Here is an 18366-nt window from a genome sequence, read left to right on the forward strand (position 1 = left end):
ATACTCTAGGTAAGATTTTGAAATCGTTCCGGGAATTCCGTTCGCCTGCAACTATTCGGCCGCGAGCGGAACCGAAAGGTTGTCGAGCGATGAAACAATGTGCTCGACCAGGGCATCCGTGACCCGGGAATTGTTATGCCAGGACCGCATGATACCTATTTCGCAATCGGGCAATTTCGGGAAACCCTCGGCTTCCGTCAGGACCCGCATGCCGGACCGAAGCGCAGATTCCGGCAGAACGGAAATGGCAAGCCCGGCCAGGACGGCGGCGCCGACTGCCGTAGAGTTCCAGCTTGAATAAAGCAGGCGATGTTCGCGCATCTGATCGCTGAGCGCATTGATCGCAGCCCGGCGCCAGTCGCAGGTAGCGCGCCCCAGCGCCAGAGGCAAAGGCGACTCGTTTTCCACCGCGTGGCGAGCCGAGACAACCCAGAGCAAAGGTTCGCGCCGTACCAGATCAACGTTCTTGCGACCACGCTTCTGTACGTGGGTGATGATCGCGACATCCAGCTCACCCTCGGCGATCATGTCGGCCAAATTGGGTGTCGGCGCGCAGACGACGCTGACCTCCGCCTTGGGGTTGGACCTGGAAAAGCGCGCCAGAATTTCCGGCAGGAACCGATCTGCGTAGTCGTCCGGTGTGCCCAGACGCACGAGCCCGGCAAGTTCCGTGTCATCGAAAGCGGCAAGCGTCTCGTCGTTCAATTGCACGAGCCGGCGCGCGTAGTGAAGCAGACGCTCGCCATGTTCGGTCAGGCGGGACTGCCGGCCAACCCGGACAAAGAGCGGTTTGCCGATCCGCTCCTCCAGACGGCGCATCTGCATCGACACCGCCGACTGTGTCTTGTGCACATTGTCCGCCGCCTTGGTGAAGCTGCCGCTTTCGGCAATGGCCACAAAGGTCCGGAGCTGATCCAGGTCGAGCATGAGCGCCTCACTGATAAAGGATGCTCATATTTAACATGGCATCCATTTAAAGGGGAAATGATTTCGCGAAGCGGCCGCCTTGCTTGAATCGAAGCGCTTTGGGGATTTTGACTTCACAGAAAGTGATAATTTCAATCACAAACATTCGTTGGATTAATAGCAGCAAACAGTCCACATAGGGGATGTTCCACAACAAGCGACGCCAAATCAGGCTCGGAACAGGCAGTCGGAATCCCTCCGTCCGCCAACAGGAGAATTTTGCCATGACACATACAGCAAGCACCCCGTTCTTCGCTCTCTTCGGGCAGATGGTTGCCCGTGTATGGCGTGTGTCCAAAAACCGTCGTCAGTTCGCGGAACTGAATGACTGGTCCGACGAGCAGTTGAAGGACATCGGCCTGACGCGGAGCGACGTTCGACGCGCATTGGCCCAACCGTTCTATACCGATCCGACATCCCTGGTGAACGGATCTTCAGCGCTCCGCGAGACCATCGGCTATAGCGCCGCCAATTCGGCGCAGGACAAGCCGATGATGACACTCGTGACCGAAAGCAAGACCCGCCAGCTGGCGGCCTGACCTTTCGGCTGACCTCCCCTCATTTGCAGCCCCTGTCGGCAAGCCTTGCTGACGAACCTGACCCGCCTCCCCGGCGGGTCTTTTTTTTGCAAAAAGCGTTAAGGGCGGCCCAAGCCTGAAGACGGCTCAAACGTCGCGGAAATCCTTGGCGGCCTTTTCGAAGAAACTGTCGAAAGCCTTGAACTGGTTGGACTGGAAATCACGGCCGGCGGACATCCAGCTCGACACCATTTCCTCAAACTCGGACGCATTGCCCTCAGGGCCTTCCGGCTCGTCGTCCGGGGGCAATTCTTCTTCCTGCGGCTCGGGCTCAGGCTCTGGCGAGGCGGATTTCGTAACGATGCTGGCCGGTTGCAGGAACGCGCCCCAGAAGGATTGCATCGCCTCGGCATAGCCTTGCAGGTAGTCGACTGGGGTCGGCTGCGGTTTCGGCCGGCCTCTGGCAAAGCCGCGCAGATAGGCGTCAAGCAGGTTACGAGCTTCACCGTGGACAAAGGGCCTGGCAATCTGCCCCATGGCAAGCGTCGCCGCCACGGGCATCATTTCCTGGATGGCATCGCGCTGAAGGCCTGTGAGGCCGGAAATCTGGCTGGCAAGCGCCTTTTGAACAGCTTCAGGCCCGAAAAAGGGTGTCAGGGCCGCATCGGACGGACTCTGGAACAGACCTGCGTAGCCGGCAAAGGGGTTTTGCGCGACTGTGCCAAGCGGCGACGTCTGCCCGAGGAACTCCGAAAAGCCCGGTACCGTGCTGCCGAAGTAGCGGAAACCGTTGAGCGCGGCAGGCAGGAGCTGCTCCATCACCCGGCTAAGGTCTTCATTCGACCAGCCGAAGCGGTTGCGCACATCTTCCGACAAGGAAAAGATGTCGAAGGTAGGAGCTCCCGTCTCGCTGCCAGTCATTTGCGTCGCTCCGCTCACGCTGTTGCAAGGCCTTGAGAAAAAAGACCGATCACAGACAGAGTGACGCTTCGCGGGCCTCAGGTCAATTCAGGCCTTTTGCGGACAGCGCCGGTCGCCCACAACTTGATGCTGCGGGCGAAGTTTATTCAGTAGGCGTAGTCGCGGAAGACCTGGCTGATATCGCCCTTCCAGGAACCGTTATAGCGCTGCAGCAGAACGTCTGCCGGGCACATGCCGGAGGCGAGGCCTTCCTCGATCGGAGCCAGATGCACGCGCTCGTCCAGATCGCCATCGCTCAGGCGATTGCGACGCTTGAGACCTTCCTGGGACAGGGCAAGCACCTGTTTGGCGACATCCAGAACGGTGCCTGAGCGGAAAGATGTCTGCAGGGCGGTTTTGGGAACGCCTGCACGAAGAGCCGCGCGTTCTTCCTGGGTCCAGTCCTTGACCAGTTCCCAGGCCTGATCGAGCACGCCCTTGTCGTAAAGCAGGCCGACCCAGAGTGCCGGCAGAGCGCAGATGCGGCGCCACGGGCCACCGTCGGCGCCGCGCATCTCGATGTATTTCTTCAGCCGGACATCCGGGAAAAGCGTGGACAGGTGGTTGTTCCAGTCACCGATATTTGGCGTTGCGTCCGGAACCTTGCCTTCCAGCGCGCCGTTCATGAACTGGCGGAAAGTGGTGCCCGTAACGTCGTAGTAGGTCGAGCCGCGCTTGACGAAATACATCGGCACATCAATTGCCCATTCCACATAACGCTCGAAGCCGAAGCCTTCCTCGAAAGCGAAGGGCATGTCGCCGGTGCGGTCGTGGTCGGTGTCGGTCCAGATCTGGGCGCGGAAGGATTTGAAGCCGTTCGGCTTGCCTTCCGTGAAGGGTGAATTGGCGAAAATGGCGGTCGCGATCGGCTGCAGAGCCAGGCCGACGCGCATCTTGAGGGCCATATCCGCTTCGGACGAGAAATCGAGGTTCACCTGAATGGTGGAGGTCCGGTACATCATGTCGAGACCAAGCGAGCCGACCTTCGGCATGTAGTTGGTCATGATGTCATAGCGGGATTTGGGCATACGTGGCATGTCGGCACGCGACCATGTCGGGGTCATGCCGATGCCAAGGAAGCCGATGCCGAGCGGTTCGGCCACGCGGCGCACATCGGCAAGGTGCTGGTTGGCTTCGCGGCAGGTCAGATGCAGGTTGTCGAGCGGCGCGCCAGAAAGTTCGAACTGACCGCCCGGCTCGATGGAAATCGCGCCGCCGCCGCGGTCGTCGGCCAGACCGATGATCTTGCCTGCGTCCTCGATCCGCTCCCAGTTGATCAGCTTTTCCATGCCGGTCAGGATGGCCTCGACGCCCTTTTCACCGCCATAGGGAATTGGCGTCAGTTCGTTCAGGCAGAAGCCGAATTTTTCGTGCTCGGTGCCGATGAGAAACTTCTCTTCCGGCTTACAGCCCTCCTCGAGCGTCGCGGCAAGATCCGCAACCGTTTCAATCGGGGTGGAGTCGACCGTATCGCGGGCCATGAAAGCGTCCTAAAAACTGCGCGGCCCGTCAGGCTGCCCCCTACAAACCGCAGTGATCCGGCGCGTTCCGGGAGGAACGCTTTTGAGCCTCGGTGATTTAGGTTTCTTGAAACAAGAATGCAAGCAAGGAAACGACACCGAAGTGTGCGTGGTGATCATGCCGGTCCGTTTCAGGAACGCAAGCCGTTCGTCGGGGAATGTGCAACCGGCTTCTGCAACGGTGCCGATCCCAGCTTTGCCCTGACCTCGCAGAGGAGCGATACCAGATCAAGCAAGGTCCCTTCCCCCAACGCTTTCACGTGATCCTGAACATGAATAACGGTTCCGTGCAGCCGGACAGCCGGACAGCCGCCTACCTCCAGTCGCCCACCGTTGCCTGCAGAACCGCCAGGGCCGCGACAGCGGCCGTATCGGCGCGCAGGATACGTGGGCCCAGGGGAATTGGCGTGACAAAGTCGAGACTGCGCAGAAGAGACCGCTCCTCCTCGGAAAAACCGCCTTCCGGCCCGATCAGTATGGCGAGCGGCTTCGGACCGCTTTCCTTCATCTGGGCCAGGGTCAAAAGCGGATTGTTTGTCCCTTCCGCTTCATCGCAGAACAGCAACCTGCGGCCGGGCTGTGCTTCGTTCCAGACCGCAAGCACATCCGCCAGCGGCTGGGGCGCAAGAACTTCCGGCACGGCCAGCACACCGCATTGCTCGGCCGCTTCGATCACATTTGCTTCCATCCGCTCAAGATTGATTCGGCTGGCCTGGGTATGCTGGGTCAGCACCGGCTTCAGGCTGCCAGCTCCCATCTCCACGGCCTTTTGCACCATATAGTCCAGCCGGGCGTGCTTGAGCGGCGCGAACATGTACATCAGGTCATTTGCCGCGGTTTGCTCGCGAGTGCGTTCCATCAGCTGCAAAGTGCAGTCGCGCCGGCCATTGCTGACGATCTTGGCCAGCCATTCACCATCATTGCCGTTGAAGACAAGCACGTAGTCGCCATCCTTGAGGCGCAGAACGTTCAGCAGATAGTTCGCCTGGCTGCGGTCCGCATCTATGCGCGCGCCATCGGCAAGGATATGTCGCAGGAACAGTCGTTGCATATTGAACTCGTATTTGGCCATGGTGCTTAGGTATGCGCTCGATTGTGAGGGTTTCAAGGCGGTTCGGATGGCTGTGGAAGCTTCCACAGCCTATTCGATTCTTACGCGCCTGCTTAAGCCGTATCTTCTTTTCCCAAGCCTTGGGCAAAGGCGGTCCGCACGGTCCTTGACCCTGCCTCCCCGAACGGCCACTTTCGGGGCAGAAGAGGAATCACCTGCGTGAGCGAAACCCAGTCCAACGTCGCCGAATTCTCCGTCTCCGAAATTTCCTTCTCCATCAAACGTACGATGGAGGAGGCTTTCGGTTACGTGCGCGTGCGCGGTGAGTTGGGCCGGATCTCCCGGCCGGGGTCCGGTCACATTTATCTGGACCTGAAAGACGACCGTTCGGTCCTGTCAGGCGTTATCTGGCGCGGGGCAGCCTCCAAGCTGAAGATCCAGCCTGAACAGGGGTTGGAGGTGATCGCCACCGGCAAGATCACCACGTTCCCGGGCCAGTCGAAATACCAGATGGTGATCGACTCCCTGGAACCGGCAGGAGCTGGCGCCCTGATGGCGCTGCTGGAAGAGCGCAAGAAGAAACTTGCCGCGGAAGGCCTCTTCGCCGAGGAGCGCAAGCGTCCGCTGCCGCCCTTGCCGAGTGTCATCGGCGTGGTCACTTCGCCGACCGGTGCCGTCATCCGCGATATCCTGCACCGGATCGCCGACCGCTTTCCGCTGCATGTGCTGGTCTGGCCGGTCCGCGTCCAGGGCGAGACCTCAGGTGCGGAAGTCGCCAACGGCATTCGCGGCTTCAACGCCCTGCAACCCGGCGGACCGATCCCGCGGCCGGACGTCCTGATCGTAGCCCGCGGAGGCGGCAGCATCGAGGACCTGTGGGGCTTCAACGAGGAAGCGGTCGTCCGTGCAGCCGCAGACAGCCAGATCCCGCTGATCTCGGCCGTCGGCCATGAAACGGACTGGACGCTGATCGACCTTGCCGCCGACCTGCGTGCCCCGACGCCGACAGGCGCAGCCGAATTTGCCGTGCCAGTGAAGGCCGAGCTTATGGCCATGGTCGACGACCGTTCCCGCAGGCTCAATTCGGGCCTGGTGCGGTTCGTGACCACTCGGCGAACAGAACTGCGTGCCGCCAGCGCCGCCCTGCCCGCACCGCAAGACCTTCTCGCCCTGCCTCGCCAGAAATTCGACACACTGGCCAGCAGCCTGGAACGCGCACTGATCGTGAGCACCAGAACGCACCGGACCCATTACCAGAATTTTGCCGGACGCCTGACTCCGCTGCTCCTGTCCCGCCTGAGCACGAAAGCCCGTCAGGACCTTGTCCAGGCGAGCGAGCGGAAGCAACGCGCGCTGCAGGTCGCGGTCTCGCAAAAGCGGCATGCCTTCGAGGCCCTGGCCGTGCGGCTGACACCGGCCCGGCTCGCCCAGCAGACGACGCTCGGCACCGAGCGCCTGTCCGGTCTGGGGGACCGGCTTGACCGGGCCTATCTTGCCCGTCTTTCGCAGGAAAAGGCGCGCCTTGACGGTTTGCAGAAACTGCTGAAGTCGCTTTCCTACAAGGATGTGCTTGCACGCGGGTATGCCGTGGTGCGCGACGACAGCGGCCAGCCGGTGCGCTCAGCAGCAGCGATCGCGTCTGGTGCAGCCCTTGCCATCGAACTGGCGGACGGTACGGTTGACGCCGTCGCGCTCAGCGACAGTGCCGGCCCGAAGCCTGCAAAAGTGAAAAAACCGGCGACCGGCAAGGGACCGGCAACCAGCCAGGGCAGCCTGTTCTGAACGGGTAGAAAACCCTCCGCAATTTCACCAAGATTTAACCACGTCCCTTACGTCAATCTTAAGCCGGCTCGCGTAAGGTTACCTTCGTTCTGACAAGTAATTTTCGGACGGGGGATACTCATGCCTGTGCAGCGCAAGCAATTTGGAAAACGTGGACTGGACCCGCAAGGTCAGGGCCAGTGGGGCCCGAGCCAGAACGGCTATTCGGGCAACAATGCCTATGCTTCGAGCGCTGGCGGGTATGCGCGCGCCGGGGGCGCCGCCGTTCAGGTTGCCGGCGACAGCAGTCTTTCCATCATCGATGCGGTGATGCAGTTCCTCGGTTTCTTTTTCAGCTTCAACGGCCGCATCGGCAGGCTCGGTTACTGGGGTATCGGCACTTTCAACCTGATCATGATGGTCGCGGTCATCTTTGCCTATTTCACAGCGATCGAGAACGAGATTCAATACTACGCAAACGCGGACGAACTGCTGGCAAGCGGAAGTGGACTGACCATGTGGTTGCTGATCCTGCCGTTCTCCATTTCGAACCTCTCCGTTCAGGTTCGCCGGTTTCACGACAGGGATGTGTCCGGCTATTGGCTGCTCGTCTGGTTCATCCCGATTGTCGGCAGTCTCTTCGCCCTCTGTCAGGGCTTCGCCAACATGTTCTTCTCCGGCACACAGGGACCCAACCGGTTCGATACGCCGCAGAGCCAGGCTCACATCTTCGATTAACCCGAACCCGGGGCAATTCCCCGGCCAGCAACAAAAAACGCCGCCGGAAAGACCTTCCGGCGGCGTTTTGTTTTCTTGAATTCGGCTTTCCCGTCAGGCCATCAGCTCGGGCAGGATGGTGATGATCGAGGGGAATGCCAAGAGGCCTGCGATGGTCAGGACGTCCGCGACGAAGAACGGTACGCAGCCGCGGAAGACTTCCTGCACCGGAATATCCGGCCGAACTCCCGAGACAACGAAACAGTTCAACCCGATCGGTGGGGTGATCAGACAGAGTTCCGCCATCTTCACCACCAGAATGCCGAACCAGATCGAGCAGGCCTCACCCGACATTCCGAACGCACTGTCGGCAGCCGACACGCCTTCACCGCCGTTCAGCGCCATCACCGCAGGATAGACCACCGGCAGCGTGAGGATGAGCATCCCGATCGCATCCATGAACATGCCGAGAACGGCGTAAGCCAAGAGGATGCAGACCATCACCACCCAGGGCGAATAATCCAGGGCGACGATGAAGTCCTTGAAGGCGTCCGGCAGGCCGGCAAAACCCAGGAACCGCACGTAGACAAGCACGCCCCAGATCAGGGTGAAGATCATCACCGTCAGTTTCGCGGTCTCGTGCAAGGCCTGGCCGAGCTGCTTGGTCCGCATGCCTTTCATGAACGCAACGACCAGCACCACGAAGGCTCCGAGCGAACCGGCTTCGGTCGGGGTGGCCAGACCGAAGAAGAACGAACAGAAGATGATCGCGACGACGGCGATGATCGGCAGGGTTCCGGGCACGCTTTCAAAGCGCTCTTTCCAGGTAAAGCCGCCTACCGGTGGTGCATCGCCGCGCCAGGCGGCAACGGCCACGATGATGCCGACGTAGATCAATGCCGAGAACACGCCCGGCAGGAAACCGGCGATCAAGAGCTTGCCGACCGACTGTTCCACCAGAATGGCGTAGATCACCAGAATTGCGGACGGCGGGATGAGCGAGGCCAGCGTGCCACCGGCAGCAACGACGGCAGCCGACAGTCGTTTGGAATATCCGGCGGCCAGCATTTCGGGAATGGCGACACGCGCAAAGACCGCGGCTGTTGCCACCGATGCACCTGATACGGCTGCGAAACCGGCAGTGGAGAACACCGTGCCCACGGCCATGCCGCCCGGCAGCCAGCCCAGCCAGCGCTTTGCCGCTTCGAAAAGCTGCTTGGTAAACCCGGCGTAGAAAGCCAGGAAGCCGATCAGAATGAATGTCGGCAGCACCGACAGGGCATAGGTGACCGACTTGGAATGCGGGATCGTGCCGGCCATCTGCAAGGCCACGAAGAAGCCTTTCGAGAATCCCATTTTCAGGGAGAACAGCACGATAAGGCCGACCAGTCCCGTAAAGGCCGCGGCAAAAGCCACACGCACACCCAGGACGACGAGGACCAGCAGGACGCCGGTCATCAGGAGGCCAACTTCAAACGGCGTCATCGCGCGCCTCCTTCTTCCACGTCATCGCCAAAGGCTTCTTCGATCTCGTGTTTGGCGTGTTCCTCGACACCCTCGATCATCGGCACGCAATAGGCTTCACGAGACGGGTTCACGACCAGACGAGCGTACCCGTAGATCTGCATGCACAGGCGCAGGAACAGGAGACTGAGCGCGACCGGAACCATCAGCTTGGACGGCCAGGTCGGCAGGCGGATATCCATGGTGCTGTCGCCGATCGTCCAGGACCGGTCGAAATGGTACCAGGAGCCCCAGATCAGGAGCGCGACCGTGAAGGCGATCAGGATGACACCCAGCATTTCGCAGATGTAAAGCGTCCGGCCGCTGAGCCGGCCGAGCACGATCTCCATCCGGATATGGCCCCCGACGCGTTGGCAATAGGCAATACCGGCGAAGGCGAAGATGGCCATTGCCTGTTCGGTGATGTCGATGAAGCCGGGTACCGGGGTGTTGAAGCCCAGGCGGCCGACAACCTGAAGGACAGCCAGCAGCATCAAGGCCAGGATGGCTCCTGCGGCAAACAGGTTGAAGGCATTCTCGACGTGAGCTAGCCAGCCGTCAAAGCGGATATAGGTGACCGGGCGCTCCGAAACGGAACGTCCTCCGGGATCGATTGTGTTCATGAGTTAAGCCCCGAGCATTGGCTTCCCGGCGCAGGTCGCACCGGGAAGAGTGTGAAACAGTCCAGGCTTGCCGGGCTTATTCCGCGAGGGTCGACTTGACCATGTCCAGGATGTCCTGCGCCGGCAGACCGTTGGCGGACTGCTCTTCCACCCAGGCGGCCTGGATCGGACCGGCCTTTTCGGCAAATGCAGCCAGTTCGGCATCGGAGAACTCGACTTGCGTCACACCACGGCTTTCCAGTTCCGGCCACCACTTTTCGTAGACCTTGTCATAGGTCTCCAGGTAATGCGCCAGGGCTGGCTCAACCGAGCTGTCGAGAGCTGCCTTGAAGTCGTCCGGAAGTGCGTTATAGGCGTCGATGTTCACGATCACCGGGCACTGCACGGTTCCCGGGTTCAGGTTCTTGGTCCACCAGTTGGCGACTTCAACCACCTTGAACGACAGATGCGCATGCGGTGCGAAGCTGGCAGCCGCCACCGTGCCGGAATCAATCGCCTGATAGGTTTCCGAAGCGGTCACGGAGGTCGGCACCGCGCCGACAGATTCCATCAACTGGCCGATGCCGCCAAGGGCACGCACGCGCATGCCGTCAAAGTCGGAAATCGAGCTCGGCACATCGCCCTTGCCAGCAAAGTTGTACTGCGGCATCGGCGAAGGCATCAGAGCCTGAGCGTTCCAGCGGCCAAGGTCTTCCTTCACGGCGGGATGCTCATAGAGCTTCATCGATACCTTGATTTCCTGGTCAAGGTCCTTCACGCCCAGGAACGGCAGTTCCAGAACCGTCAAGCTCGGGTTCTTGTCCGGGTGATAGGAGGCGCAGATCTGCGCCATTTCGAACGCACCGAAGGAAATGCCGTCGAGATTCTCGCGAGACTTCGACAGGGCTTCACCGTACTGCAGTTTGATTTCGAACTTGCCGTCGGTCTTTGCGGCCACTTCTTCGGCCAGCTTTTCGACATGCTCGGTAAACGCGCGGCGCTTGCCCCAGAGCGACACGTTCCAGGTTACGTCGGCGGCGAAGGTTTCGGTGGCGAATACCAGAGACAGCGCAGCCGCGGATACAGCGGTTGCGGATTTCAGTGAAAAGAGCATGCAATCCTCCCAAGACGTTTGCTCATTTCCTTGACAGCTCGGCCTGAACACCTCCGCGCACAAACCCGTGCCAAGTCGATGAGCCTGTAGCATGACCCGTGCCAGTTCTTGCTGGCAACACTTTCCGGCAGGAAATCGATGCTTCTTTCCGCCCTACCCTCCATTTGCTGCAGTGCAGCTCGGCAAGATCTTGCCGATAGCCCGATACCCTCGGCGGATTTCCGCCGGTTCGGGGTGATCTGGGGAGCTTGTCTACCTGCTTCGAACTGCCGTCTCATTTCCCGATTACCTCCATCTTGAGGAGGACCATCAGGTCCGTATCGAAGGATGCGCAACGCACTCGGGAGCAAACGGCCCGTCCTTCGAGACAACGCTCACGCGCTTCCCCAGGATGACGCCGGATGTTGGGGCATCGCTCGGGTGAATGCTCTCAAGAATGCCTATCCCTCAACAGTCTCGGCATTCGCCTGATCGCGGCTGAGGCCGAGGCGGGTCATTTTTTCGTTGAGCGTTCGCCGCGGCAGGTTGAGTTCCTGCATCACGTCGGCCATCCGCCCACCGTGACGACGCAAGGCACCTTCGATCAGGTTGCGCTCATAGGCGTCCATCAGTTCCTTCAGGCCACCTCCAACGGGAACCGGTCCCGTTTCCCGCTGGCCGGTCACCAGTTCTTCCAGCGGCTGCGGCGTGACCGGTGCGTTGAGCACGAAGCGCTCGGCGGCATTGCGCAGCTCCCGGACGTTTCCCGGCCAGCCATAGGTCTGCAGGAAAGCCTCGTCGCGGGCGCTTGTGGCCGGGGCATCCAGACCATACTGGGCGGCGAAGCGGTTCAGGAACGTGTCGAACAACAGGAGCGCATCACGGCCTCGCTCGCGCAGTGGCGGCACCCGCAGTTCAATCGTATTCAGCCGGAAGAGCAGGTCCTCGCGCAGCCGTCCGCTGCGCACTGCTTCCCTGGGGTCGACATTGGCGGCGCTGACCAGACGGATATCGACATCGACGGGTCTTGTGCCGCCGATACGGTCTACCTTTTTCTCCTGCAGCACGCGCAACAGCTTCGGCTGCAACGCCAGCGGCATGGAGACGATCTCGTCCAGAAACAGGACGCCGCCACTTGCCGCCTCGATCCTTCCTGTCCTTTGCTTGTCTGCACCGGTGAAAGCGCCGGCCTCATGGCCGAACAGCTCCGCTTCCACCATGGCCTCCGGCAGGGCTGCCGCGTTGATCGCCATGAACGGCCCGTCCTTGCGCGGGCTGAAATCATGCAGAGCCTGGGCAATCACTTCCTTGCCTGTGCCGGTTTCACCGGTAATGAGAACCGCAGCATCCGTTGCAGCAAAATGCAGGATCTGCTGGCGCAGGGCCTGCATGGCGGGGCTATTGCCGATCAGGCGGCTTTCCAGACCCGCGCTATCGAGCAATTGCGTGCGCAGCGAACGGTTCTCCAGAACAAGTGCACGCCTGTCACACGCCCGGCGAACCACGTCGGCAATCAGATCTGGATCGAACGGCTTTTCGACAAAGTCATAGGCCCCGGCCCGCATCGCCTCGACCGCCATCGGCACATCGCCGTGACCGGTAATCAGCACCACTGGAAGATCCGCGTCGAGCGCCCCGATCTTGCGCAGAAGCGAGACGCCGTCTTCCCCGTCCAGCATCACATCCGAAACGACGCAACCCCGGAATTCGGCGGACAATCTGGCAAGCGCCTGACCTGCCGTTGCAACTTCATGGGTTTCAAAACCTGCAAGTCTTATCCATTGCCGCAGAGCCGCACGCATGGACGGATCGTCGTCGACGATGAGAACTGGAATCTTCTGGGAAAGGTCGGTCATTCTGCGGCTTCTGGTTCCCGTTCGGTCCTGGTGCCGGAGGCGCTGTTACTGGCTCTTTCACTGGCTTTCTCGCCGGACAAGGCAGGCAGACGCAATTCAAACACAGCACCCTTGGGGGTATTTGCGCGCACCGACAAGCTGCCGCCCAGGTCCTCCGCGAGCCGCATCGATATGGCAAGGCCGAGCCCCATACCCCCGCTGCTGGTCTTGGTGGAAAAGAACGGGTCGAAGATCCGTTCCTTCAGGTCCTCCGGGATGCCGGGGCCGTTATCGGAAATTGCCAGCACCAGCTCTGTCCCTTGTCGATCCGCGTGCAGTTTGACTTCACCGGCTTCTTCGCCCGCCGTTGCATCGGCACCGTTGCGCAAGAGATTGACCAGGATCTGCTCTATCCTGAGCGGAGCGGTTTCCGCCTCCAGCGGATCGGATGGAAGGTCTAGTTTCAAAAGGCAGCCGGTCTCTTCAAACCGGGGCCGTACGATCTTTTCAGCGGTCCGGACACTTTCTGTCAGGTCAATCTTCTCGATACGGCTTTCACCGGGCCGCGCAAAGCGCTTCAGTTCCTGCGTGAGGCTGGCCATGCGCATCTGCAGGGAATCGATTTCGTCAAGGTTTTCCGAGGCGGTTTCCGTGTCGCCCTTTTCCAGAAACTTGCGTGTTCCGGCAACGAACATGCGCAAGGCCGCAAGCGGCTGGCTGAGTTCGTGCACGACTGCCGCGGACATCTCGCCCACAGCCGCCAGACGGCTCGAACGGGCAAGGCCGCGCTGTGCTTCCAGAAGCTCTTTTTCAACGCGCCGCCGTTCCTGAATCTCCTCCACCAGACGGGTGTTCAGCTCTTTCAGTCCGGCCGATTCCTGACGCAGCAACGCGGAGGCCTGGCGCAGACGCCGACCGCGCAGTACAAGGACAATGACCGCATATACAAGGCAGAGCGAAATGGTTGCCGCCCAGATCGGCAGCACGCTCTTGCGGGTCTCTTCCACCGGGACCAGGAAATGCAAGGTCCAGCCAAGCAGGCCGACATCCGCCGAATTGTGCCGGTAGTTCTTGCCGTCGATGACGAGCTGCTGTCTTTCCTGGTCCAGACTATCGCTGACCGGGGACAATTCCCGCCCGGCATACTGGCGCGTTGCCTCGATCATCTGGCGCACCTCCTGCGGCAGCGTCGTCAACGTCCGGTAGCGCCAATCGGGCTGGCTCGACAGAAAAATCACGCCATTGTCGTCAGAGGCAAAGACGGTCTCACCACCTTCGGCCCAGGCTTCTTCCAGGGGGCCCATGTCCACCTTGACCACAGCCACACCAACCGGCTTGCCGCTGACCGGCGTCGGCCGTGCCAGGAACAGGCCCGGCTCGTCCGAGGTCGCGCCGATTGCAAAGAAGCGACCTTCCTCGCCTTCAATGGCGGCTGAAAAATAAGGCCGGAAACCGTAGTTTCGGCCGACCAGCGACAAGTCTTCCTGCCAGTTGCTGGACGCCAGGGTCGTGCCTTCGGCATTCATGACATAGAGCAGATCCACGCCTGAATTTTCGGCCATTTCCTGCAGGAACCGATTGGCGCTTTCCGATGGCTGGCCAAGGCCAAGCGCTGACGTTGCGCGGGGATCCCGCGCAATCATGTAAGGCAGATAGCGGTACTTCTGGTATTCGCCCAAAATCGTCTGGCGATAAAGCGTCAGCCGCTCGGCGGCCTTCCTGTCAACGCTGTCCTCATCCAGCTCCATGAAGAGCTGAACCAGCATGAAGGCGACAGCCACGAGCAGGAACGGTGGCAGGGCCAGATAGAGCCAGCGGTTTGACATGGCTCCATATTGCGCATTTTTTTCATTCCCGCCACCCGGCCGGCTATCAGAACAAGTTGGTGACATTGATGCGCGTCAAGGACTCACCACATTCAGACCTATAGATTCTTAACGAGGCTGGTTCGATGACATGATACCGGCCGCAGGAGGGATATATGCCTATCAAAGATATTTTGACCGTTCTGGATCTCGCAGGTGACCAGCCGGCCGCCAAATACGCCCTGGAATTCGGCCGAAACTACGATGCCCATGTCACCGGACTGGCGGTGTCGTTCGAGCCGGTCGTTCCCGCATTCGCGGCTGCGCCGATGCCGGTCGACTATTTGCAGGCAGCGCACGAACAGGCGGTTGCCGCGGCCACCGAGGCCAAGAAGGAATTCGACGAGCTGGCCCGTCTGGCAGGTGTGAAGAGCGAAAGCAGGCTCGCGGAAATCCTCACCGGCGGCCCCCTGGAAAACGTGCTGGTTCATTGCCGCCCGACAGACCTGGTGGTCATCGGTCAGGCCAATCCGGACAAGCCGGAGCCGATGCGTGAGCTCTTGATCGAGACCGTCCTGTTTGAAAGCGGCGTACCGGTTCTGCTTGTGCCCTATATCGGCAGCAAATCCTTCCAGCCGAAGAATGTGCTGGTTGGCTGGGACGGCAGCTCTACCGCGACACGGGCCATCCATGCGGCTCTGCCCGTTCTGGAAAAGGCGGAGAAGATCACGGTCCTGGTTGTCGAGAAGAAAGCCACCAAAGCAACCGGCCAACCGGGTGCCGACGTCGCCAACTATCTGGCGCGCCACAACATGGATGTCACCGTCGAGGTTGTCACCAATCCGCAAGCCGGCATTGCCGACACGGTGCTCAACCACGTCTCCGACAACAGCAACGATCTGGTCGTGATGGGCGGTTACGGCCACAGCCGCATGCGTGAATTCCTGTTCGGCGGGGCAACCCGGGAAATCCTGGAAGCCATGACCGTACCGGTTCTGATGGCCCATTAAGCCACCGGCGCACACTCGATCGCCGAGATTTTGCGATGCATGAAGCCCGCGAACCTGACACACTCCGGTCCGCGGGCTTTTTTTGACCGGAAAACATGATGAAACTGCAGGCTCGAAACACCGGCAAGGCCGGACGCTCGTCTGCAACCACCCTGTTGTTTTTCGCTTCTTGTTCGTGAATTTTGCGACGCGCGACCTAGGTTCGTTTCAGACGCCTCGTTCCTTGCGGAGCTTTTCAAAGGATCGATCTCATGACCATTCGCAACCTCGACGGTTTCTTTGCGCCAGGATCGATAGCCATTATCGGCCCTTGCAGGCATCCGGGCGTCCTGACCAGCAAGTTGATTTCCTGCCTGCAGGATATCGAGGCCGGCCATCCGGTAACGCTCGTCGGGATCGATGAGGATGTCCCTTTCAAAGGCCGAAAGGTCGCTCGGCTGGCCGATCTGGAGAAAATGCCGGATCTGGCAATTTATCTCGCCAAAGCGGAAGCGCTGCCGGAAAAGATCCGGATCCTTGCTGCTGGTGGAACCAAGGCCGTGCTTATCCCTTCGCCCGGCTTTGAAACCTGGTCTGAAGAGTTGCTTCAGGAGTGCCGCGAAGCCGCGCAGGCGACCAACTTGCGACTTATCGGACCAGGCACGCTTGGCCTTGCCGTTCCCGCCAGGGGACTTAACGCACTCCTCAGCGCGGAGCGCCCCGAAAAGGGGGAAGTCGCGTTTTTCGCTCGTTCCGGTGCCGTGCTCAATGCAACGCTTTCCTGGGCGAAGACCCACAACACCGGATTTTCCGCTGTCGTTTCTCTCGGCGCGCGGATGGATGTCGATATCAGCGACCTGATCGACTATTTCGCGCAGGACTATCATACCCGTGCGATCGTGCTTCACCTGGAAGGCATCGCAGTCCCGCGAAAGTTCATTTCCGCCGCGAGGGCAGCTGCCCGCAGCAAGCCGGTGATCGTGATCCGCTCCGGCAAGAGCCGGGATACAGGCGGCTCGGGCAGAACCCACGCCGGGCGTCTCGCGCGGACTGACAGGGTTTATGAGACCGTGTTTCGCCGCACCGGCCTTTTGCGGGTGCATGATCTTGACGAGATGTTCGAGGCACTGGAAACCCTCTCCCACATTCGCGTTCCGCGCTGCGACAAGCTTGCCGTCATTGCGAACGGTCGCAGTCTTGCCAGTCTTGCCGTCGACAGGCTGATGGATCTGGGTGGATCCTTCGCCGAGCTTAGCACCGAAACTCGAACAGCTCTTGAAGACACCAGCCGGAGCCATGCCGGCCTGTCGGTGACACCCGCTGCCGATGGTTCGGTAATCCTGAAGGAGAACGTGACACCGGAACAGATCACCGAGGCAATCGTCACGGTGTTGAAAGACCCGAATGTGGATGGTGCCGTCGTGCTTCAGGCTGCCAGTGCCTTCCAGCCCTTGTCGGCCATCGCAAAGGCAATTGCCGATGCGGCGGCGCTGGACAGGCGACGCACCGGGCGGCGCAAGGCCCTTGTCGCCGGTCTTATCGGTGGTGATGGGGCAACGCGTGCAGCCCTTTCCGAAGCGCGCATCCCGAACTATGCCAGCCCGGCCGAGGCCGCCCGCAGCCTGATGCATCTGGCGCATGATGCGCAGGCGCGCGAATTCCTTATGGCGGCCCCGACCAGCCTGCCTAGCACGTTTTCGCCCGATGTTGCGCGGGTACGCGGCATTGTCACAGCGGCGCTTCAGGAAGACCGCACCTGGCTCAGCCCGCCGGAAGTGGTCTCCGTTCTGGAAGCATATGATCTGCCGATCATGGCAACCGCCATGGCGACAACACCAGAGGAAGCCGGCAAGCTGTCGGAGTCTTTCTTCAAGACCGCGGCTCATTGCGTTGCCAAGCTGATTTCGCCGGATCTGCCGTTCAAGTCGCGCATCGATGGTGTGCGGCTGGGGCTGGAAAGCCCTGAAGCCGTCCGTCACGCGGCACAAGAACTGATCGAAAAGACCAGACGGGACTACCCCGACGCCCGGATCGCCGGGCTCTCCATTCATCCGATGCTGGAAGACCGGCACGGGATGGAACTTTATATGGGTGTTGCCGAAACACAGGACTTCGGCCCGGTCCTGGTTTTCGGCCATGGTGGTACCGCAATCGAGGAAAGCGAAGACGTCGCGCTGGAATTGCCGCCGCTGGATCTCAATCTGGCAGAAGCACTGATTTCCCGCACACGAATTGCCAGGCTTCTGGATGGCGGACCGGCGCGCCCAGCCCTCGACAAGGCTGCCCTTGCCCAGGCGCTGGTGAAACTCTCTCAGATCACCATCGATATTCCCGAGATACAGGAACTCGACATCAACCCGCTGGTTGCCCTGCCGAGCGGGCTTATCGGGCTCGATGCCCGCATGACGTTATGCCATCCGGAAAAGCGACCGGGCCGTGCCGGCAGTTCCCGCCTGGCCATCGCCCCCTATCCCCAGGAATGGGAACAGACACTTGAGTTGAAGGATGGGCACGAGATCTTCATCCGGCCCGTACGCCCGGAGGACGAGGACCTTTTCAAGACGTTTTTCGAGCAGGTAACGCCCGAAGACCTGCGCCTAAGGTTCTTTGCACCTGTGCGCGATTTCAGCCACAGGTTCCTGTCCCGGTTGACGCAGCTCGACTATGCCCGCGCAATCGCCTTTGCTGCCATCGAACCCAAAGACAGCAGCTTGCTCGGCGTCGTCCGCCTGCACGCGGATCCCGACCATCAAACCGGCGAATACGCGATCATGGTCCGCTCCGACCTGAAGGGACAGGGCCTCGGCTGGACCTTGATGAAACTGCTCATTCGCTACGCTAGGGAAGACGGCATCGAGGTCATCAAGGGCGAGGTTCTGAAGGAAAACACCTCGATGATCTCCATGTGCCAGTCGCTCGGCTTTTCCGTCGGCACTTCTCCGGACGATCCCGGCATAGCACTCGTGACGCTGCCTGTGGCGGAAGTTCCGGAACAAATCTGAACGCGTTGCGCAGTCCGCAACGCATCTGGTTTCCGTTTGCCTGT

General features: G+C 60.6%; 14 protein-coding genes. 5 read left to right on the forward strand and 9 right to left on the reverse strand.

Translation table 11 applies throughout. The annotated features are described in order from the left end of the window. Positions 1 to 51: 51 nt before the first annotated feature. Positions 52 to 927, reverse strand: coding sequence for a LysR substrate-binding domain-containing protein (locus ACP90_RS23415; protein WP_006935582.1), 876 nt, complete (start codon positions 925 to 927; stop codon positions 52 to 54). A 263-nt stretch (positions 928 to 1190) separates the two neighbouring features. Here ACP90_RS23415 and ACP90_RS23420 point away from each other — a divergent pair, with 263 nt between their 5' ends. Next, complete coding sequence (locus tag ACP90_RS23420; protein WP_023002113.1) at positions 1191 to 1505, forward strand: DUF1127 domain-containing protein; 315 nt, start codon at positions 1191 to 1193, stop codon at positions 1503 to 1505. Positions 1506 to 1631: 126 nt separating this feature from the next. Here ACP90_RS23420 and ACP90_RS23425 read toward each other — a convergent pair whose 3' ends face one another. The 3 genes from ACP90_RS23425 to ACP90_RS23435 form a co-directional block, all read right to left on the reverse strand. Further along, on the reverse strand, positions 1632 to 2405 hold the full coding sequence (locus ACP90_RS23425; RefSeq protein ID WP_062490341.1) for a DUF937 domain-containing protein: 774 nt from the start codon (positions 2403 to 2405) through the stop codon (positions 1632 to 1634). A 146-nt stretch (positions 2406 to 2551) separates the two neighbouring features. Continuing rightward, a complete protein-coding gene (locus ACP90_RS23430; RefSeq protein WP_062490342.1) occupies positions 2552 to 3925 on the reverse strand; it encodes a glutamate--cysteine ligase in 1374 nt (457 codons plus the stop codon). A gap of 352 nt (positions 3926 to 4277) precedes the next feature. Next, positions 4278 to 5036, reverse strand: a complete 759-nt coding sequence (locus tag ACP90_RS23435; RefSeq protein ID WP_062490343.1) for a 16S rRNA (uracil(1498)-N(3))-methyltransferase — start codon at positions 5034 to 5036, stop codon at positions 4278 to 4280. Between the two features lie 198 nt (positions 5037 to 5234). Between ACP90_RS23435 and xseA the strand changes: the two genes are divergently transcribed. Further along, positions 5235 to 6797 (forward strand): exodeoxyribonuclease VII large subunit, encoded by a 1563-nt coding sequence (gene xseA, locus ACP90_RS23445; RefSeq protein WP_062490344.1) that lies wholly within the window; start codon positions 5235 to 5237, stop codon positions 6795 to 6797. A gap of 120 nt (positions 6798 to 6917) precedes the next feature. After that, positions 6918 to 7514, forward strand: coding sequence for a DUF805 domain-containing protein (locus tag ACP90_RS23450; protein WP_023002119.1), 597 nt, complete (start codon positions 6918 to 6920; stop codon positions 7512 to 7514). 93 nt (positions 7515 to 7607) lie between these two features. On the opposite strand, the gene ACP90_RS23455 is transcribed toward ACP90_RS23450, so the two are convergent. The 5 genes from ACP90_RS23455 to ACP90_RS23475 all read right to left on the reverse strand — a co-directional run bounded on the left by ACP90_RS23455 (position 7608) and on the right by ACP90_RS23475 (position 14352). Further along, the gene (locus tag ACP90_RS23455; protein ID WP_023002120.1) at positions 7608 to 8978 is read right to left on the reverse strand and encodes a TRAP transporter large permease; all 1371 of its coding nucleotides are present in this window, start codon (positions 8976 to 8978) and stop codon (positions 7608 to 7610) included. Further along, entirely contained in the window at positions 8975 to 9619 is a 645-nt protein-coding gene (locus ACP90_RS23460) for a TRAP transporter small permease (RefSeq protein WP_023002121.1), read from the reverse strand. The genes ACP90_RS23455 and ACP90_RS23460 overlap by 4 nt, the downstream gene beginning before the upstream one ends. Before the next feature lie 76 nt (positions 9620 to 9695). Beyond that, positions 9696 to 10712: a C4-dicarboxylate TRAP transporter substrate-binding protein gene (locus tag ACP90_RS23465; protein WP_023002122.1), complete on the reverse strand. Its 1017-nt coding sequence runs from the start codon at positions 10710 to 10712 to the stop codon at positions 9696 to 9698. 440 nt (positions 10713 to 11152) lie between these two features. Beyond that, the gene (locus tag ACP90_RS23470; RefSeq protein ID WP_062490346.1) at positions 11153 to 12547 is read right to left on the reverse strand and encodes a sigma-54 dependent transcriptional regulator; all 1395 of its coding nucleotides are present in this window, start codon (positions 12545 to 12547) and stop codon (positions 11153 to 11155) included. Beyond that, positions 12544 to 14352, reverse strand: coding sequence for an ATP-binding protein (locus ACP90_RS23475; protein WP_062490348.1), 1809 nt, complete (start codon positions 14350 to 14352; stop codon positions 12544 to 12546). The genes ACP90_RS23470 and ACP90_RS23475 overlap by 4 nt, the downstream gene beginning before the upstream one ends. Positions 14353 to 14507: 155 nt before the next feature. Here ACP90_RS23475 and ACP90_RS23480 point away from each other — a divergent pair, with 155 nt between their 5' ends. Beyond that, positions 14508 to 15341 carry a universal stress protein gene (locus ACP90_RS23480; RefSeq protein ID WP_055657672.1) on the forward strand — a complete coding sequence of 278 codons (834 nt, stop codon included), beginning with the start codon at positions 14508 to 14510 and terminating at the stop codon, positions 15339 to 15341. 251 nt (positions 15342 to 15592) lie between these two features. Next, on the forward strand, positions 15593 to 18322 hold the full coding sequence (locus tag ACP90_RS23485; protein WP_062490350.1) for a bifunctional acetate--CoA ligase family protein/GNAT family N-acetyltransferase: 2730 nt from the start codon (positions 15593 to 15595) through the stop codon (positions 18320 to 18322). The last annotated feature ends 44 nt before the right edge of the window (positions 18323 to 18366 follow it).

Source organism: Labrenzia sp. CP4 (assembly GCF_001579905.1).
Lineage (GTDB): Bacteria > Pseudomonadota > Alphaproteobacteria > Rhizobiales > Stappiaceae > Roseibium > Roseibium algicola.